11 protein-coding genes and 1 pseudogene are annotated in these 19,411 nt (G+C 57.6%); 5 read left to right on the top strand and 7 right to left on the bottom strand.

What is annotated here, in order from left to right:
• Window positions 1-11: 11 nt before the first annotated feature.
• The gene (locus ACZ3HH_RS08515; RefSeq protein WP_030129588.1) at window positions 12-296 is read left to right on the top strand and encodes a putative quinol monooxygenase; all 285 of its coding nucleotides are present in this window, start codon (window positions 12-14) and stop codon (window positions 294-296) included.
• Here the strand turns inward: ACZ3HH_RS08515 and ACZ3HH_RS08520 are convergent.
• Genes ACZ3HH_RS08520 through ACZ3HH_RS08530 form a run of 3 tightly spaced genes read right to left on the bottom strand, consistent with a single transcriptional unit; the run spans window position 244 to window position 4,314 of the window.
• Window positions 244-1,815, bottom strand: coding sequence for a glycosyltransferase family 39 protein (locus ACZ3HH_RS08520; protein WP_465804052.1), 1,572 nt, complete (start codon window positions 1,813-1,815; stop codon window positions 244-246). The two genes, ACZ3HH_RS08515 and ACZ3HH_RS08520, sit on opposite strands and share 53 nt — an antisense overlap.
• Before the next feature lie 47 nt (window positions 1,816-1,862).
• The gene (locus ACZ3HH_RS08525) at window positions 1,863-3,371 is read right to left on the bottom strand and encodes a glucosyltransferase domain-containing protein (protein WP_465803972.1); all 1,509 of its coding nucleotides are present in this window, start codon (window positions 3,369-3,371) and stop codon (window positions 1,863-1,865) included.
• A 1-nt stretch (window position 3,372) separates the two neighbouring features.
• Window positions 3,373-4,314, bottom strand: coding sequence for a glycosyltransferase family 2 protein (locus ACZ3HH_RS08530; RefSeq protein ID WP_465803974.1), 942 nt, complete (start codon window positions 4,312-4,314; stop codon window positions 3,373-3,375).
• A gap of 207 nt (window positions 4,315-4,521) precedes the next feature.
• On the opposite strand from ACZ3HH_RS08530, the gene ACZ3HH_RS08535 reads away from it, so the two are divergent.
• The gene (locus ACZ3HH_RS08535) at window positions 4,522-5,646 is read left to right on the top strand and encodes an OpgC family protein (RefSeq protein ID WP_465803976.1); all 1,125 of its coding nucleotides are present in this window, start codon (window positions 4,522-4,524) and stop codon (window positions 5,644-5,646) included.
• A gap of 166 nt (window positions 5,647-5,812) precedes the next feature.
• Here the strand turns inward: ACZ3HH_RS08535 and ACZ3HH_RS08540 are convergent, their stop codons facing one another.
• Complete coding sequence (locus ACZ3HH_RS08540) at window positions 5,813-7,234, bottom strand: amino acid permease (protein ID WP_465803978.1); 1,422 nt, start codon at window positions 7,232-7,234, stop codon at window positions 5,813-5,815.
• Between the two features lie 616 nt (window positions 7,235-7,850).
• Between ACZ3HH_RS08540 and ACZ3HH_RS08545 the strand changes: the two are divergent.
• From ACZ3HH_RS08545 to ACZ3HH_RS08555, 3 genes and pseudogenes are all read left to right on the top strand, one after another.
• A pseudogene (locus ACZ3HH_RS08545) lies at window positions 7,851-8,308 on the top strand (REP-associated tyrosine transposase).
• 296 nt (window positions 8,309-8,604) lie between these two features.
• Window positions 8,605-11,715: a transglycosylase domain-containing protein gene (locus tag ACZ3HH_RS08550; RefSeq protein WP_465803980.1), complete on the top strand. Its 3,111-nt coding sequence runs from the start codon at window positions 8,605-8,607 to the stop codon at window positions 11,713-11,715.
• Between the two features lie 165 nt (window positions 11,716-11,880).
• On the top strand, window positions 11,881-16,809 hold the full coding sequence (locus tag ACZ3HH_RS08555) for an NEL-type E3 ubiquitin ligase domain-containing protein (RefSeq protein ID WP_465803982.1): 4,929 nt from the start codon (window positions 11,881-11,883) through the stop codon (window positions 16,807-16,809).
• A gap of 72 nt (window positions 16,810-16,881) precedes the next feature.
• On the opposite strand, the gene ACZ3HH_RS08560 is transcribed toward ACZ3HH_RS08555, so the two are convergent.
• From ACZ3HH_RS08560 to ACZ3HH_RS08570, 3 genes are read right to left on the bottom strand one after another with little or no spacing between them, the layout of a single operon-like run.
• Window positions 16,882-18,105, bottom strand: a complete 1,224-nt coding sequence (locus ACZ3HH_RS08560; RefSeq protein ID WP_465803983.1) for a hypothetical protein — start codon at window positions 18,103-18,105, stop codon at window positions 16,882-16,884.
• A 35-nt stretch (window positions 18,106-18,140) separates the two neighbouring features.
• Window positions 18,141-18,632, bottom strand: coding sequence for a CS1 type fimbrial major subunit (locus ACZ3HH_RS08565; protein ID WP_465803984.1), 492 nt, complete (start codon window positions 18,630-18,632; stop codon window positions 18,141-18,143).
• 33 nt (window positions 18,633-18,665) lie between these two features.
• Window positions 18,666-19,409 carry a molecular chaperone gene (locus tag ACZ3HH_RS08570; protein ID WP_465803986.1) on the bottom strand — a complete coding sequence of 248 codons (744 nt, stop codon included), beginning with the start codon at window positions 19,407-19,409 and terminating at the stop codon, window positions 18,666-18,668.
• Window positions 19,410-19,411: the final 2 nt, after the last annotated feature.

Here is a 19,411-nt window from a genome sequence, read left to right on the forward strand (position 1 = left end):
GGAAGGACACCTTGCTTAAAGTAATCGCTCAAGATTTCATCAAACCCGAATACATTGAAACCGTTCGCCCGTGGTACGCCGAACTGGTCGAGAAGACTCGACTGGAACCTGATTGCATTGCTTACGACCTGTTCATCGATCAAAAAGACCCCGGGCACTTTATCTTCGTTGAACAATGGCCGAATAAGGCGGCGCTGGATGCTCATTGCCAGTCTGAGCATTTTCGGCGTCTGGTGCCGCAGATCAACGGTTACCAGGCGAGGGATTGTATTGTTGTGCTGATGGATGCGTTCTGACGTCAACCTCAAGGGGGGTTGGTGCTGCGTCGAGAATGAATAGACGAGCTTCGCTGTCCCCTTCCTTTAGCGTCAGCACTTGTCTCCACTGCTTGGGAAATAATGCGTCATGTTCAGGACGCGCGTAGCCCGTTACCCACCAGATCCTCCTGGCATTCAGTTTCAAGGTTGAAAAATCGTCGAAGAGAATCGAACGCAAATGACGGGGAATGAGTGCCCAACCACCGTATTCGGCGGTTCCCCAAAGGGTGCCTGTCGGTGGTTTGAACACATATAACCTCGGCTGAATACCGGTCGAGTTGTAGTACATGAACGGCAAGTACCAATACAGGTTATCCACGATGATTTCGTCACCCGGACGGGCTTCGCGACCAAGACCTTCGACCACGGCGTCCAGCCTTGCGTCTTTGCGAATGCTTGTCCCGTTCATCTCATCCGTTTGTGCATAGACCGCTGAAAGCCCGTGTACTTCTGCCAATAAAACCAACGCCATGGCGACAGCGGCAAGAACGACGTGGCGTTGGCTCCATGTGTCCAGTGCGAGCGCAACGATAAGGGGTAACGCGGCGGCAGCAAACACCAGGTATCTGGCGTTGAATACCGGAACGATCAGCGACACCAGAAAAACGATGAGCACCGGCACAAAAAAATAGCTCACCAGCAAGACGCTGAAAGGTCGCTCATGGCGTGCCTTGAGCAGCACCGCAGCGGCGCAAACGACGATAAACACCGAGGGCAACACACGCCATAAAGATGAATAACTGGTCGAATCCCCCATCATCACCAGCTGCCAAACGAAGGTCAGCACGGCTCCCCAGGTGAGCGGCGGTATCCACTCGAGCCCGTCCATTCGCAGCAATTGATCGATGAAAAAAGGCATCCACGGCAGGTACAACACAACGATTGCGCTGTTGGCCACCACCCAGGCACGAATCGGTATTGCCGTGGACCGACCGCCATCTCGCACTTGCCACCAACAAAGCCAATGCACCAAAACGCACAGCGCGGCGAAGTAATGCGTGTAGAAAGCAGCCGTCATCAACAGCACGTAAAAAACAGGATAACGCTTTTGATCCGGTGCCTTGATCCAGCACACCAGCGCCACGGTCGCGCCCATCAGCCAGAAGCCGAGCAAGGTGTACATTCGCACTTCCTGGCTGTAACGCACCGATATCGGTAGCAATGCCAACAACACTGCCGCTATCCAGGTCGCCTTTCGCGCTGTCATCAGACTCATCAATTTAATGCACAGCAACAGCGTGCCGACATCGGCCAGTGCGCTCAGCGACCGTGCAGCCAAAGCACCATTACCGAACAGCAACATCCAGAAATGCAGCAAGACATAGTAAAGCGGCGGATGAACATCCCGCGCCGTTGTAGCCCAGATATACGCAGGCGCGCCCTCGGCCAGCAGCAGGCTGTAGGCCTCGTCGTACCAGATGACCGGCACGGTGATGGAGTGAATCCTTGCGAACAACGCGAGGACGATCACCGCCACCAGACCTGCCCTGTCGGCCATCCGGGATGGAAAACTTTCGGGAGGGATCGAAGAGGTAATCACCAGGCTCACCACTGCAGCGTGGTGACCGGGGTCGGCTCTTTCATGACGATAAAACCGTAATCGCCCAGCAGATAGATGCGATAGAACTTGCTCTCCACCAACGGCGGATAACCCTGGTAACCCATCAGGGTCGCGTTACGCCGTTCCCTCTCCACCTCCACGTTGGTGATGCCCGCCTTCGGCAGGTTTTCAGCCAGCATGAAGAAGTTGATGTTCAGCAGATAATGCAAGACCGGCATCTGCTTGAACGAGCCCGCGGCCGCCACCAGCCAGTGATCGGAATAATTCACCGACAGGTAAATGCGCTTGGCCTCGTGGAGTTGCCGATGGGCCGCAATGTCATGCCCCAGGGAAAACAACGCGCTGGATGCAAAGGTGTTCTGCACCGTCAGCACGCGGCCATAGGCGTAAGACAACGAAAGCATGGCCAGCAGAGGCACCGCCAACAGCAGCGTCAGCCGCTCATGAATCGACGCCAGTGTCAGATGGCTCAAATAGAACAACAGCACCAACAAGACCGCAAAACCCATCAAGGTTCTGGCGCCTTCATTGAAGTCGCGGAAAAACAGCGCAGCACCCGACACCAATAAAGTCACGACCGGCACTGTCAGCACACACACCAGGCCCATCACGATTTTTCTCAGCCCGGTGTCATGGCGTTCCATCACGCTACGGGCTAACTGTGCGCCACCCACAAGGGCACACAACAGCAGCACGGCGAACACCCAAGTGAATCCACCGTGAAACAGCAGCGCGACTTTTTCCAGCACGCGGCCGATGTTGATTTCAACTTGCAACAAAGGCTCCGCTGCCCAGTTCAGCAACAAGGCGCGATCGTGATGCATGTACGGATAAGCCGTGACGCTGTAGATCAACCCGCCGAGCCCTGCCTGCGCGATTTTCCAGCCGATCAATTCGTACCACTGCGGCCAGGTCCACTTGTCATTCGCGCCCCTGAGCAATTCCAGGCAACACAGGCCCAGAAACACATTCAGGCTCACCTGATAGAGCCCCAGCGCCAGCGCAATCAAAAAGGCCGGCACCAGCCATTGCAGAATGCGCGAGGGATGACGAAAAGTGATCGCGTAGATCACTGCCACCAGACTCAAGGCATTGGCCGGCCCGTCGTATTGATAAGACAAATTCTGCAAAAAAAACGGGTTGTACCAGAGCGGCAACAGCACCAGGCAGCAGGATATCGTCGGCTGCGGGTAGTAATGGAATGTCAGGCTGGTCAACGCCGAGGCCATGGCCAGCGTGGCAATCAACAGCGGCAACGGAAAGATGTTCGGCGCGGCATCGCTGAACGTCAGCAGGTTGTAGAACAGCTCGGTGAACAACCGCCCCTGCCCCGCCCAGGCGGTACCCGCCGACAGCGAGCGCCAGTTGTCATCGATGTAGGGATAGTCCGCGAGGATCAGCGGAATGACATAAATCAGGGTCGCGATCAGGAAAAACCGCCAGACCCTACGACGCCCGAGTTCTTTGCCGAAAAAGTCGTCCAGTCTGCCCATGCTAAAGCCCGAGCCGGTCTGTGCCGCCGATGACGTCCTTAACCACATAACGGGGCCGGTGCTTGGCCTCGATGTAGATGCGGCCGACGTACTCACCGAGGATGCCGATGCCAATCAATTGGACGCCGCCGAGAAACAGAATGGCCGTCATCAGCGAGGGGTAACCGGGGACGTTGTTGCCGAAGAAAATCTTGTCCAGCACCATGTACACCGCGTACAGCACCGCGAAGATCGAAATGCCGCCACCGATGTAAGTCCACAACCGCAACGGTACGGTGCTGAACGAGGTAATGCCTTCCAGCGCCAGGTTCCACAGCTTCCAGCCATTGAACTTGCTGCGTCCTGCCACTCGCCGGGCCCGTTCGTATTCCACCACCGCCGTGGTGAACCCGGCCCAGGACAGAACGCCCTTCATGAACAACTGATGCTCGGGAAGCGCGCGAATCACATTGACCACCTTGCGGTCCATGAGCCGGAAATCCCCGACGTTTTCTTCGATCCGGGTGTAGGAAATTCTGTTCAACAAATGATAGAAGAGCGATGCGCTGTGACGTTTCAAATAACTGTCACTGTCACGATTCCGGCGTTTGGCGAGCACCACATCGGCGCCCTTTTGCCACTCGGTAATCAACCGCGGGATGACGCTGATCGGATCCTGAAGGTCCACGTCCATGGGAATCACCGCATCGCCGGTGGCGTATTCCAGCCCGGCAAACAGCGCCGGCTCCTTGCCGAAGTTGCGCGAGAAGTTGATCAGCAATACCTGTTCATCGACCTGCGCCAGCGCCTTGGCTTGCTCAGCCGTCCGATCGGTACTGCCATCGTTGATGAACACGATCTCGACCTCACACGGGTCAAGTTTCAATTCGCGACGCACTGCCTGATGGAACAGACTGATCGCCTGCTCTTCATTGAATACCGGGACAATCAGCGAAACTTTCACGTTTCACACTCCTGAGAAATGAAGTGTAGATGTTCGACGGACGCTCATCGGGGGTCGTTCTGGTGCGCGAACTGCCCGGCAGACCGACGGACATGGCTTGAATTCGTTCGCTATAGGCAGCTGAGACATTCGGTAATATCCAGCCTTTTGCAATTACCCGCGAATCACGCCACCCTGCGCGCCGCCCCCGCTCACGAGCCCGCTGTCATGACGTTTGAACGCGATCACCGAATCGACTTTTTTCGCGGCCTGGCGCTGATCTTCATCTTCTGGGATCACGTGCCGCAAAACCCGCTCGCGCAGTTCACGGTGCGCAATTTCGGTTTCAGCGATGCAGCGGAGATTTTCGTGTTCCTGGCCGGGTACGCAGCCGTGCTGGCCTACGGCAAAATCGCCCGGCGCGACGGTTTCATGGTCGCCACGGTGAAAATCCTGCGACGCGCCTGGGTGCTTTATGTGGTGCATATCTTTTTGCTGGCGCTGCTGATGGGCATCGTATTTTTCGCCAACAGCCACGTGGAAACCCGTGATCTGGTGCAGGAAATGGGCTTGCAGTATTTCCTCAGCAATCCGCAGCAGGCGTTGATGGATGAGTTGTTGCTGCGCTTCAAGCCGAACCTGATGGACCCGTTGCCGCTGTATATTTTTTTGCTGCTCGGCCTGCCGCTGCTGCTACCGATGCTGCTGCGCAAGGCTGAATACGTGGTGGGGTTGTCGGTGGTTTTGTACCTGCTGGCGCCATGGCTCCAGTGGAACCTGGCGGGCACCGACGGTGGCGTGTGGTTTTTCAATCCGATGGCCTGGCAGCTGCTGTTTATTCTCGGTGGCGCAGTGGCGATTCACGGGCAAAGGCCTCGGGTGCCGCAACCTCGACCGCTGATTCGGCAGCCGGTTTTTATCGTCGCGTTGACCTATCTGATGGTGACCGGGCTGATCGCAGTGTCGTGGAAGTGGCCGAGCGTGCATGACGCCTTCATGCCCCAACGGCTCGGCGAATGGCTCTATCCGATCAGCAAGACCAACCTCTCGCCGGCGCGCCTGCTGCACTTCCTCGCCCTCGCCTACGTCACCGCCAGGTTGTTGCCGGGCACGGGCTGGACGCAACACTGGCTGGCGCAACAAAGCTGTCGCATGGGCCGTTATTCGTTGGAAGTGTTCTGTTTTGGCGTGTTGCTGGCGCCGTTGGCAGACATGCTCAATGCCTTGGGCGGGAACACACTGGCAATGCAGATTTTCAGTGCGCTGCTGGGAGTCGGGTTGATGGCGTTGTTGGGAGCCTGGCTGGATTTCAACAAGCGGTTGAATCGGCCGGCCCAAATCGCCGTTGTCTGATATTGAGACAAGCAAACCTTTGTGCTGGGGAGCTTTTGTGGTGATGGGCTTTTGTGGCGAGGGGGCTTGCCCCCTCGCCACAAAAGCCCATCACCACAGGAGATCGCAACCAATAAAAAAGCCCCGATCATCTCGACCGGGGCTTTTGTATTTCCGACGTTGCGACTTACGAAGCCGAACGCACCGCACCTTGCGACACATTGGTCGGTTGCAGCTTGAACACATAGAACAACACCGTCAGCAGCACCAGGAAAGCCGGGCCTACATACAGTGCCACGCGAGTGTCCGGGAAGTACGCCATCAGGCCGACCACCAGCACCAAAAATACCAGTGCCAGGTAAGAACTGACCGGGTACAGCCACATGCGGTATTTCAGGCCGGCACGTTCGCTGGCGCTCAGGCCTTTGCGGAACTTGAGCTGGGCCAGCAGGATCATCACCCAGGTCCAGATCGCGCCGAAGGTGGCAATCGCGGTGACCCAGACGAAGACTTTCTCAGGCACCAGATAGTTGAGCAGCACGCCCAGCAGCAAGGCAGCGATCGACAGCAGCAGCGCACGACGCGGCACGCCGTTGTTCGAGGTCTTGGCGAAACCGGCCGGGGCCTGGCCGTTCTGCGCCAGGCTGTAAAGCATGCGCCCGGTGCTGAAGATGCCGCCGTTGCAGGACGACAGCGCAGCGGTGATCACCACGAAGTTGATGATGCCGGCGGCGGTCTTGATGCCCAGACGCTCGAAGGTCATCACAAACGGGCTGCCCTGAGTGCCGATTTCGTTCCACGGGTAGATCGACAGGATCACGAACAAGGCACCGACGTAGAACAGCAGAATCCGCCAGAACACCGAGCCGATCGCATTGGGAATGGTCTTCTGCGGGTTCTTCGCTTCACCGGCAGTCAGGCCGATCATCTCGACGCCGAGGTAGGCGAACATCACCATTTGCAGGGACATCAACACGCCTTGCACGCCGTTGGGCATGAAGCCGCCATGGGCCCAGAGATTGGAAATCCCCAAGGCGACGCCGTCGTTACCGAAGCCAAAAGCGATCACGCCAATGCCGCCGACCACCATCGCAATGATGGTGACGATCTTGATCAGGGCGAACCAGAACTCGAACTCACCGAAGGCTTTCACTGCGATCAAGTTGATCGAGCCCATGCTGATCAACGCCGCCAATGCCCAGATCCAGCGCGGCACGTCGGGGAACCAGACGCCCATGTACACCGCCACCGCGGTGATTTCCGCGACGCAGGTCACCAGCCACAGGAACCAGTAGTTCCAGCCGGTCAGAAAGCCTGCCAGCGGGCCGAGGTAGTCTTGTGCATAACGGCTGAACGAACCGGCGACCGGGTTGTGCACGGCCATCTCGCCGAGGGCGCGCATGATCACCAGGATCGCCAGACCGCCAATGATGTAGGAGAGCATGATGGCCGGGCCGGCCATTTCGATGGCCTTGGCCGAACCCAGGAACAGGCCGACGCCGATACAGGCACCGAGCGCCATCAAGCGAATATGCCGTTCGCCGAGTTCGCGTTTAAGCGGGCCGCCCTGAGCGGTCTCGCCGTGAGGCAGGTGATTGCCGACTGGCATAGGTACAACCTCGTCTTGTTATTGGATGTGACCACCGAGTGTCGAAGCACCGACCGATAAGCCAGCGCTCCTGCGAAACCGGGCCTGCTTCATGGGCAGACACGTCTTGCAGGACCAAAACCTGCAAGATCAGCGGGCATGCAGTATAAAAAGCTTCCAGCAGGGGTTTTCACTCTATAAACCACAACATTCAGCCATAACTCTCGGCAAAAGCGGGGTTTTCGGAGGGGCATTACCTGACTTATGTAGGATTATTCGCCACTGAAACGGTGCCGAGTATTGCACAGCAATGGTGCATCGTCATGCCCCTACCTAGGCAGCATTTACCTCTTTGATGCGTCTAGCTCGGCCATTTCAGACAACACAACACCTGTGGCGAGGGAGCTTGCTCCCGCTCGGCTGCGAAGCAGTCGCAGAACCGGCGGATGGTATTTATCAGACAAACCGCAATGGTAAGGATTGGGGCCGCTTCGCAGCCCAGCGGGAGCAAGCTCCCTCGCCACAAAAGCGCCTGGATCCTTCATGGATCTAGGAAATTTCAGTCAGAAGTTGCAGCTTCAGCTATGTAAAGAGGGAGCTAAGGTCAAATGAGGATCACTACAAAAGGACGCAAGGAATGCATCCACATCCCAATTCCCATTTGCTACGCCATGGACGCTGTTCAGAACAGGGTCGGGCTATCTCATCACTGCGGTTGTGCATCAACGCCGTCGAATATTCACTGATTGGCGGTTGGGGCGCCTGTTAGTCGCCGAGTTCAAGCGAGCCCACGACCAAAAGTGGGTCAACTCAATAGCTTGGGTCGTCATGCCAGATCACTTCCATTGGTTGGTACAACTCGAACAACACTCCTTGGCGCAACTCATGCAAGCCATCAAATCCCGCAGCACCCTCACCATCAACCGAGCGTCGAACAATGAAGGGGCTTTCTGGCAGACCGGCTACCACGACAGAGCAATCCGCGATGGCGAAGAGCTTCTGCCTTTTGCTCGTTACATTGTTGCCAATCCATTACGGGCAGGATTGGTGGAAAAAATTGGTGATTACCCGCTGTGGGATGCTTGCTGGCTTTGAACTGCGACACAACCTTTGTGGCGAGGGAGCTTGCTCCCGTTCGACTGCGAAGCAGTCGCAGAACCGGCGAATGGTATTTATCAGACAAACCTCGATGGTAAGGATTGGGGCCGCTTCGCAGCCCAGCGGGAGCAAGCTCCCTCGCCACAGGTCACAGGTCACAGGTCACAGGTCACACAGGCCACAAGGAATAGTGCGTACCCGATATTTGGTTATTCACAATTTTTTCACCAACGCCAACCACCGTCTAAGCTTCAAACAAGTCCGATCAATCTGCGTGAATGGATCAGTCGACTATGGGCGCTTTGTGGCAAACCGATTCGAGTAAAACTGTGGTTCCGACTGAACGTGTGGATGAAGCGCCTTTACCTGAGAAACCCCGTCGTTCCCGACACGGCTGGGGGGCGTTCTGGTTGTTGCTGCTGATTATCCTGATTGTCCTGGGCCTCGCCGCGGCCAAGGAAATGCGCACCTCCAAGTTTCAGGCCCGGGAAATCAGCAAATATGCCGGCTCGCTGAAATACGAGCTGCAACCCGGCCCCAGCGATGCGATTCGCTATCCTGGCGCAGGCCCGTTCGATCAGCGTTTGGGTTACAGCGCCCTGGATGAATTTCTGCCACGCCTGCTCAAGCGCAACTACGTGGTGTCGGCACAAACCCGCTTTTCCCCGGCGCTGATGAAGTACAGCGACAAGGGCTTTTTCGTGCCCTATGCAGAGAAAATCCAGGCCGGGCTGTCGATCACCGATTGCCGCGCGGCACCGCTGTACCAGTACAAATATCCCCAACAACTCTATTCAAGCTTTGCGGCGATCCCTGCGGTAGTGGTCAGCAGCTTGCTGTTCATCGAAAACCGCTTTTTGCTCGATCCCCGTCAACCTTTGGCCAACCCTGCCGTGGACTGGCCACGGTTCGGCATGGCGGCGTGGTCCCAGGTGGCCAAGTTGTTGCGTCTGCCCGGTCAGTCGGCGGGCGGCAGTACGCTGGCAACGCAGTTGGAGAAATATCGACACTCGCCTGATGGCTTGACGATGTCGGGCGCGGAAAAGATCCGGCAAATGATTTCCGCCAGCGTGCGGGCCTACCAGGCGGGGCCGGAGACCCTCCAGGCCCGGCAAAATGTAGTTCGTGATTACCTCAATAGTGTTCCGCTGTCGGCGGTGCCGGGCCACGGTGAAGTGCATGGCATGGCCGAAGGTTTGCGGGTCTGGTATGGCGCCGATTTCAACAAGGCCAATGAACGTCTGGCCAACACCCACACCGATCCGAAGACTCTGTCGGAAAAAGGCCTGGCCTTGCGTGAGATGCTGTCACTGATGATTGCTCAGCGTCGCCCTTCCCATTACTTGACCAAGGGCCGTGATGAATTGGCCAGTCTCACCGACAGCCATATTCGCCTGCTGGCTCAGAATAGCGTGATCGATGCACCACTCGCGGCGGCGGCATTGGCCAGTAAAGTGACTTACCGCGACTGGGCCACCCAGCCCACCATTCAGCCAATCGAAACCAACAAGGGCATCAGCGTGGCGCGCAGCCGTCTGGCCGGTTTGCTCAACCGTCCGCTGTATGACCTCGACCGCCTCGACCTGTCCGCCACCAGCACGCTGCAAGGCGAGCTGCAAACCCAGGCCACCGCGTACCTCAAACATCTGGCCGACCCAACCTATGCAGCGGAAATCGGCCTGATTGGCGAACGTCTGCTCACCCCCACCAGCACCACACAGGTGCGCTACAGCTTCACTCTGTTTGAACTGACCCCGGACGGCTCGCGAGTACGGGTGCAGACCGACAGCACTGACCAGCCGTTCGACATCAATGAAGGCAGTAAGCTCGAACTGGGCTCCACCGCAAAAATGCGCGTGCTCACCACTTACCTGCAGATCATCGCCGAGCTGCACGATAAATACGCGACGATGACCATCCCTGAACTGAAAAAAGTCGACATCCCGGACCAGGACCGTCTGAGCCGTTGGGCCGTCGATTACCTGATTCAGAACACCGACCACAACCTGCCGACAATGCTCGGCGCCGCGCTGGATCGCAAATACTCCGCCAGCCCCGGCGAGGCCTTTTTCACCGGCGGCGGGCTGCACACGTTCGTTAACTTCCGCAAGGAAGACAACGGCCGCCTGCCGACCCTGCGCGATGCCATTCGTGAGTCGATCAACCTGCCGTTCATTCGGCTGATGCGTGACCTGGTGCGCTACACCACCTATTCCGGCCCAAACAGCAGCGCCGAATTGCTCAAGGACGATCGCGACCCTCGGCGCCAGGAATACCTGGCCTCATTCGCCGACAAAGAAGGCACCTCGTTTCTGCTGAAGTTCTGGAAGAAATACCGCAACAAAGACACCCAGGCGCGGCTCGAAACCTTTCTCGACGGCATGCGTCCGACCCCGATTCGCATGGCTGCCGTGCATCGTTATCTATTCCCCCAGGCCGACCAGGCAAGCTTCAACACCTTCGTACGCTCGCACCTCAAAGGCGCCAAGCTCAATGAAAAACTGACCGACGAACGCCTCGAACGCCTCTACCTGAGCTACGGCCCCGGCAGCTACGATCTGCCGGACCAAGGCTTCATCGCCAAGGTCCACCCGCTGGATCTGTGGTTGATCGGCTACCTGCTGAATAACCCCGACGCCAAGTTCAGCCAGATCGTCAAAGCCAGCCAGTACGAGCGTCAGGAAGTTTATAGCTGGCTGTTCAAGAGCCGCCACAAGGGCGCCCGCGACAGCCGCATCCGCACCATGCTCGAGATCGAGGCGTTCCTCGACATTCACCAGCGCTGGCAGAAAGTCGGCTATCCGTTCGATCACCTGGTGCCCTCACTGGCCACCGCCATCGGCAGTTCCGGCGACCGTCCGGCGGCATTGGCGGAACTGATCGGCACCATCCTCAACGACGGTGTGCGCATGCCGACGCTGCGTATCGACAGCTTGCACTTCGCGGCCAACACACCGTATGAAACCAAATTGATCAACGACCCGGACGTCGGCAAACGGGTCATGCCATCCGAAGTCGCCACGGCCATGCGCGAAGCCTTGTCGCAAGTGGTGGATGCCGGTACGGCGAAACGGGTGTCCGGCAGTTTTGTAACCCCGGATGGCAAACCGTTGGCCATGGGCGGCAAAACGGGGACTGGGGACAACCGCATTGAAGCCATCGGTTCAGGCGGGCGGATTCTGAGCTCCAAATCCATTAACCGGACGGCGACGTTTGTCTTCTACATCGGCGATTCACACTTCGGCACCTTGACCGCATTCGTGCCCGGGCGCACGGCCGAAGCCTTCAAGTTCACTTCGGCGTTGCCGGTGCAGGTGCTCAAAGGCATGGCACCGATTCTCATGCCGTACCTGCAACCCGGCAGCAAAACAGGTTGCTTGCCGACTGAAGTCGCGCGGCGCTAATAGAACTATTACGTTGCACAGGTAGTAATTAATTATTTTCGGCATGGATAATTCCAATGCATTAGCGGTGCAGGCGCTGATCAAGCAACAGAAATTGCGGCTTTTACTTTGGGCCTTGGGCGTTAGGCTGATGACTCCCATTAGTGCTCAAGGTTTAATCAAAACATGCCTGACTTACATGGACGTATGTCTGAACGAGCGGCCACCGACAATAAAGGTCGCCACTACGAATTGATCAAAAGCCGGGTCCACCCGGTTTTCCAAAACGCTTCATTGCGAAATATCCGGGAACTGGGCCGCGCCGAAAAAGCGCCCGCGCCCTGGATCAAGACAGCCTCCGCACTCGATCAATCCCGATTACAAAACGCCAGCCTCGAACTCTGGTCTTCCCGCAACAAGGTGGATCGGTTTCTCGACGAGTTGCAAAACGTTTATGAATTTGCCGAGCCCCTACTCACCGATGCGCTGAAGAAACTGGATATTGATGTCGACGTTAAAAAAACGTATTTGCATCTTTATCTACCCAAAGAACTTCCCTGGTATGTCATCGATACGTCCGGGGGTGTCGTCACCCGCACTGTTTCGCTGATCGACGCCGCACTGCACAACTTCGCGCTGGGCGAAACCTGCGGACCGGACTCGGATTACATCAGTCAACCCGATTACCGTGGTCAGTTCGTTGTCTTGCCTATCAAACACAAGCTCTCCATCGCAAGGTTTCAGGCGTTGTGCCGCGAGTTGGACATCGGCGCCCGCTACACCCGATACCTGGAAGAACAGTTACTGCCCCGTGATGGCGTCGCAAAGTATTGGCTCCAAAGCCGTATCGTTGAAAGCGAGAAAGCCGCTTTCAGAGCTGCCGTGGAACAGGCGACGATGGCCGGCGATATCAACGCCGATGCCCGCGACAGGGTCATTGAAATGCTGGAGGGCCAGCGCAACACCACCTGGAAAGGCAGGCCTGTGCAATTCGCCGACCTGTCCATTCTCGACATCCCCTTGACTGGCATCGTGCTGATCACTGCGGACCTGGAGCAATCACACGAGGTGATGCCAGTGATCGTTTATGTGCCGCAGGATCCACAACACCCACTCAAGCAATACCCCTCGACCGTCGCGTTCATGAACGAATTGACGCGCCAGCTGCGCGATGACGCGCTTATCGCTTCCACCGGGATGACGTACCGCCAGTTCTTCAGCCGGTTCATCGACCATTCGCAGCGCGGGCATTTCTTCGGCGGGCTGCAACAACGTCTGTTCGAGGTCAAATGGCATCGAAAGGAAACGTTCGATCCGGGCCCAAGCTGGCGGGATGTGCCGATCGATAACCCGCGATTGAGTTTCGACATCAAGCCGATCACGGGCGAACTCTGGGTACATCTTTATCAAAACAAACTGAACAAGATTCTCAATGACGCTCGGGACATCGCCGTGTCGACCGCCGATACCGATCGCAAGGCCCGGTGGGCCTGGTGGGACAACTTCAAAAAAATAGTCTCCGACATTTTCAATGTGGCTCTGTTGATTGCCACGCCGTTCGTTCCGGGGCTGGGCGAACTCATGCTGGCCTATACCGCGTATCAACTGACCAGTGATGTCATTGAAGGCGCTGTGGACTTGGCCGAGGGACTATGGGCAGAAGCAGCGGATCACATTGCGGGGGTCGTGACGGACGTGGTTCAACTGGCCGCGTTTGCCGCCGGGGCGAGCATCGCCGACGCGTTCCGGCTCAAGGTTTCTACATGGGTCGAGGGCCTGCAACCGGTGAGCTTGCCCACCGGTGAAACCCGCTTGTGGCACCCGGATATCGAGCCCTACGCCCATCCAGATCTGTCGCTGCCAACAGATTCCAGGCCCGACCGGCTGGGCCTGCATCGCCATCAAGGCCGGGACATTCTTCCTTTGGAGGGTCGCCACTACGTGACCCGCAAAGATCCGCAAACCGCACAGTATCGGCTTGAACACCCTACCCGCCCCGAAGCCTATGCACCGAAACTGACCCATAACGGTCGCGGCGCCTGGCGTCATGAAGGAGAAAACCCGTTGACCTGGGACGGCCCGAAGCTGATGCAACGGCTGGGGCACATGACCGATGGCTTGAGCTCACGACAACTGGAAAACATCCGCTTGATCAGCGGCACTGAAGAAGACGCACTGCGGCGCATGCACGTCGAAAACGCCGAGCCGCCGCTATTGCTGGAAGACACGGTAAACCGCTTCAAGGCGATGGAAGATGTCGCCGCCACGACCACGCAGATTCGTTCGGGAAGCCCGATAGACCCGTCATCGCACTGGTTCGAGCAACTGATCACCGAACTGCCGGGCTGGCCGTCCGACCATGCCGTGAGGGTGTATGAACGGTCCGACCTGCTCGGCGCCTCCCGCCTGTACGGCAACGCCAATGCCCGGCCGGAACGGACGTTGAACATCGGGCTGGCGGACGTGATGGCCGGCAGGTTGCCGGAGCGGGTTGTCAGGTTTCTCGATGAGCAACAGCTGGAAGCGCTGGTCGGACCGGGATTGTCCAGGCCGGCAAAAGTTCAGAGCCTGCGTGATCGCCTGGCCGAGCAGGTCGAAGGGCGCAAGACCGACATCGCGGATTACGTTTATCGCTTTCGCGAACGCAGTACCGATCGACGCATTCAAGTCTTGCAGCGGCAATACCCTGAACTGCCGACAATCATCACCGAACGCCTGGTGGCCCATGCCAGGCAAGATGACCTGCGCATCGTTGTCGCGCAGCAGCGCCTGCCGCTGGACCTCAAGAGCCGCGCCCGTGAATGTGCCTTTGAAACCCGTTCGACACGCGCCACTGAAGGCTTCTATCAGAACGACCGATTGACCGCCGACACCGAGCGCCTGGCGCTCAACGCGCTGCGGCTCAATAGCGATGCCTTGCACGATCTGCGCATGGAAATACGTGACGGCACCGCCGATGGTCCGTTGCGTTGCAGCGTCGGTCCCGATGATGCCACTCAAGTACGCCTGCTGTTACGGGTGGGAGACGGTCGTTATGAAGTTGTCGACGGTCAACATCGCCCGCTTTCCGACGCTGTCGATTTTTATGAAGCACTCCTTCGCGCCATGCCCGAGCAGGCTCGCCGGTCCTTGGGCTATGGACTCGGCCAGGGGCAAGCGTTCAAGCAATGGATAATGGTCAAGTCCCGGTCCCCGGCCGAACGCCGCACGCTTTTGCTGGAACCCTCCATTCGTCCGGTGGCGGAGCTGGAAACGGGCCTGCTGTTGCGCGGCCCTACTTTCTCCAGACAGCCAGTCACCCTTGAGCAACAGGTGCAAAATCTGCATCCGCACCTGCGTGAACATGAAATCGACAACTTCATTCGTTCCATGCCTCCCGGCGCCGATCCTGTTCAGTTGCTGAACAACCTGAAGCAAGAACTCAGAGAACTGGAAAACATCCTTGACGCGTGGAAGACAAAGAACACGCCTTTCGAGCCCGACAATACGCTCCCTGCTCCCAGGGAAATCACGTTCATCGCTGATCGCCTGATGGAATGCTTCCAGCGAAAACCTTTGGTATTTGGTGAGCGCAGCACGCACTTCGACAAGGGTTATGCACTGGACTTATCCACTGAACTCCTGAGTTTCAACCTGGAGCCCTGGTGGAAAAAGCTGCCGGACATCCGACCGTATCTTGAGCAGATCAGCACTTTGAGTCTGGATGGGGCGGAGTTCTCGCCGGACGCCACGGGGCTTTTGAAAGACTTTGCCCGACTACGCCACCTCAGCGCACGTCGCTGTCACCTGACCCGTTTGCCGGAAAACGTGGCCAGCATGCACCTGCTCGAAACCTTGCGTCTGAGCGACAACCAGATTGTGCTGGATAACGTGGCGGTTGAGCGATTGAAGCATCTGACACGCCTGCAAACCCTGCGGCTCGATAACAACCCGCTGCGCCGGCCGCCCAATGTCGAACGCATGCCTCGCCTGAAAGTGCTCAACCTTTCAAACACCGGGATCGATGCCTGGCCAGGCGGGTTGCTGAGCAAACAGCGTCCAAAGGGGTTTTTTCTTGACCTGCGGGAAAATCCGATCAAGACCGTACCCAATGTCGTCAATGGGTCAAGGCAAGCATTAGTAGTGGCGCGCGCACGGCTGGACATCGAATCCCTGGACGATATTCAACGCCAGATCCTGTTCCAATACCGCGATTCAGTGGGTTTGCCGCGCCAGAACACCTACGCCCCCATGGCCAAAAATGCGCGCGACGAATGGCCGGTCGATGATGACTCCTCGCTTTGGGGTGCGAACTCGCCTGGCCTGGGGACTTACAGAGCGGAGGCCTGGGACAATCTCATGAACGAACCAAACAGCGAAGGCTTCTTCACAATCATCGACAGCCTGACCCGTTCGGCCGATTTCAGAGCCGGTGGCGCTACCCGCGAAGCCTTGTCCCGTCGCGTCTGGGGACTGATCGACGCGGTAGATCTGGATACGCCACTGCGCGAAAAACTGTTTCAGACCGCCGAGCAACCCACCACCTGTGCCGATGCCGGCTCCGAAGTTTTCAACATCATGGGCGTGCAGGCGCTTGCGTCCCAGGCGTATGCCTATTCGACCAATGCCGCCGAACTGGAAACCCGGCTGGTGAGCCTGAGCAAGGGCGCCGCGCGCTTGCAACGAGTCAATGACATTGCCCGGGCCGACGCACTATCACGCCCGAGCAGGGCCGAAGAAGTGGAAATTTACCTGGCGTATCAGACCCGTCTGGCATCGCGCCTTGGCTTGCCCTGGCAATCGGAGGACATGCTTTACCAGAACATCGCCGCCGTGAGCGACAAGGCCATCGATCAGGCGTACACCACCGTGCTGTCGCTGGAGGAAGGGGACGGCTTGCTTGACGCCATGCTCGAACAGCCGTTCTGGGACCGCTACCTGCGCGAGACCTATGATCAGAATTTCCAGTCGAATGATCGGGCGCTCGATGAGAAGTTGCGACTTCTCGAGCAGCGCAGGGAGGCCGGCGAAATCAATGAACAGGCCTACTCGGACAGCCTCAACACGCTGGCCGATGAAAAACTGCAACTGGGACGACGGTTGACCCGGATGCTATTGGATAAACACGGGCTTTAAACGAGCAAACGGCTCCTGAAATCCAGACGTTCGTCCGGCCTTCAGGAGCCTTGTTGCAAGGGTACCGGCGCTTCACGCATCCGAGTCCCAAATGACGGTGATATCACCACTCAACGTCTCGTTCATCCCGGGCTGCAGCAATTGTTCGATGTATTCGCGAGTAATCCAGAAACGCAGCCTGCCCTCTTTGTTATCCACGTAATGCCCAGGCTCAAACGGGCCTAACCAGTAATTGTTAAAGAGCTCTTGATTGCTAACAGGATGGCCGTTACGGGTGATCCCTGCGGGAAACGTGATCATGGGTTGTATCTGTGTAACGTATCCACTCTTACTGCGCAGATAGCATCGCCGCGGACCCGGCGAATCGCACAGCATCATGACTTTGAAACGCGAAGATGCGGAGATATAAAACTTCTGATCACGGACAATGCTGCCTGGTATTTGTCCGCTCTCGATCCAGCGACTCCAGCCGTCCCTTGGTTCCAGCACCACCCTGTTTCCGCCGGCTGGCAAACGGACCTTGAGCGTGTGCTGAACATCCAGCACGAAATCGAGACTCAGCAAACTGTCGTCCGGCGCCATCATCGGCCCCATATCGAAATCTGCGCCTGGCCCGACGGAATACACCATCGATCCGGTGTAAAGCCCGGATGACATACCCAAGGGATTGGGCGTACGCAGCTCGTAGGCAAAATCCATATTCTCGAACGACATGCTCGGGATGGTGTAGGCGGGCAACTTGGTACAGGCCGCTTGCACTGGCGTCTTCCAGAAAAAACGATAAGTCGCAGGGGTGTAGCTTCCTACACCGCTATACAGACAAGGCGGGGCTGCGTAAACCCAACCGCCGTCGTTCCAGAGCTTTTGGTGGCCTTCGAGGATGTCGGTCACCCCCACCAGATTGGCGGCTGTGTCGCTCAATAAATATCTTGAACCCATACCCGTGATGCGTATTTCGACGGTTTCCGTTTCCTGGGTATCGCGATTAGTGACGGTCAGCTGCCGCCAGTTGGCGGGCGCTTTCACCCCCACGCCGCCGCTGCCTGGCCCAAGAGGGCGAGTGGAATTGAAGCGAATCGGAACCTGGATGCTGAACATCCTGGTGGCGGCGCATTCGCCAGGATAGATCGCGCAATAACCGCTGTTGGGCGTCTTGTTGATGAACACGTTATTGTTCGGTTGCGCGGGATCCGGCGTAAACAACGCGCGGATCTCCTGATTCGCCGCCTCCGCCGCAGGCACGCACAGCGTCATCAGCAACGCCAGTTTGCCGGTCAATTTTTTCAAATAGCCCATTCGTGTCATTCCCGATAGATTCGATGCTGGATACTTCATTCTCCCGGCGCCCTGGCATTGAACAGCAACAGAACATTGCCGGCGTAATCACCCGCGCGATATCCACCGACCGGTTTTATGGGGTCGATTTCCAGCGCCACCCGCTTGCCCGCTGCGGCTTCTTGCCGAGACACGACCTGGCGCATGACAGAACTCAGTTCAACGCCGTTGAATCTGACCCGTAGCGCAATGTCGTCGGCCGGCCGGCCGTTCGACAGGTAGGGAGCGCTTTCCAGGCGCGCTTCGATAGCGCTGGTGTCATGGCGCACATCGAAATTCTTGCGCAGGCCGCTCAGGTTCGATGTGGGGTCCCAGACGAGCCGTTGCGGTTTGTGAATCCAGTCAGGCTCCGAAGGCATGATGTAAAACGCCCGGCTCGGGACGGTGAGTGACACCTCGAACGTGTGCTCTTCGCGTGCCGCCCAGCTCATGGCACTCATCAGCCCGGTGGTTGCCATCAGTACGACGACGGCGCATTGCTTGCTCATATTCATTACCTACCCCGCCAATGGAAGCAGCCGTTAGCGGCTTACTACTTTCAGGTCCTGTTTACGTTCGCCTTCGAGCAACTTGAAACGGTATTCACGGCCCTTTTCCTTGTCGAAGCCGAATGATTTGCCCGCCAGAACATGGTGTTTGGTGGTGGCTCCACAATCGCTCTCCTTGCTCAATGAACAGTTTTTGAATTCATCGATGACGAGCACCGAGTTGCCGTTGTTGCGCAGTTCGTAACGGCTGTCGGTTTCAGTGATGGCTGTCTCGAAACGGGTGTCTTTGGGCCGCACGAAGAAGATCGTGCCGAACCCGGTCATGACGTTGACGCCGGCGCTCAGGGTCTTTTTGTAGTCCTCGCGCTCTTCGCCGCTGACCACGAATTCGTCCTCCTTTTCCGGCACCACCGGCACGAAACGCACGCGGAAATAACGCTCGCGGTCACGGTCGCCCATGTACAGCAGACGAGTGCCCTGCATACCCTGAGCCGGCACGATCAGCCGCGCGGGGCTGGCCATCAGGCCATTGCGCGACGCCTTGTCAGCGGAGGTCTCGACCGGAATTTCCCGAGACGTGCCGTCAGCCTCATACACGATCTCCAATACGTTGACCTTGACGAACGCCGTGCTGTCACCGCTGTTGAAGACCCGCTTCAGGTAGGTACTTTTGTCGCCATCCAGGTAGTCATAAACAGTGCCGACATTAATTTGCGGCCCGGCGTTCGCCGCCATGCAAAACACACTGAACATCGACAGTAAAAACAGACGTGTCATGT

The sequence above is a fragment of the Pseudomonas sp. PME37.24/025 genome, from assembly GCF_055556615.1.

Excerpts from the sequence above, each read along its gene's own strand:
- ACZ3HH_RS08520 (WP_465804052.1), bottom strand. The coding sequence starts at position 1,815 with ATGGCCGACAGGGCAGGTCTGGTGGCGGTGATCGTCCTCGCGTTGTTC.
- ACZ3HH_RS08525 (WP_465803972.1), bottom strand. The coding sequence starts at position 3,371 with ATGGGCAGACTGGACGACTTTTTCGGCAAAGAACTCGGGCGTCGTAGG.
- ACZ3HH_RS08535 (WP_465803976.1), top strand. The coding sequence starts at position 4,522 with ATGACGTTTGAACGCGATCACCGAATCGACTTTTTTCGCGGCCTGGCG.
- ACZ3HH_RS08540 (WP_465803978.1), bottom strand. The coding sequence starts at position 7,234 with ATGCCAGTCGGCAATCACCTGCCTCACGGCGAGACCGCTCAGGGCGGC.
- ACZ3HH_RS08550 (WP_465803980.1), top strand. The coding sequence starts at position 8,605 with ATGGGCGCTTTGTGGCAAACCGATTCGAGTAAAACTGTGGTTCCGACT.
- ACZ3HH_RS08555 (WP_465803982.1), top strand. The coding sequence starts at position 11,881 with ATGCCTGACTTACATGGACGTATGTCTGAACGAGCGGCCACCGACAAT.
- ACZ3HH_RS08560 (WP_465803983.1), bottom strand. The coding sequence starts at position 18,105 with ATGGGCTATTTGAAAAAATTGACCGGCAAACTGGCGTTGCTGATGACG.
- ACZ3HH_RS08565 (WP_465803984.1), bottom strand. The coding sequence starts at position 18,632 with ATGAGCAAGCAATGCGCCGTCGTCGTACTGATGGCAACCACCGGGCTG.
- ACZ3HH_RS08570 (WP_465803986.1), bottom strand. The coding sequence starts at position 19,409 with ATGACACGTCTGTTTTTACTGTCGATGTTCAGTGTGTTTTGCATGGCG.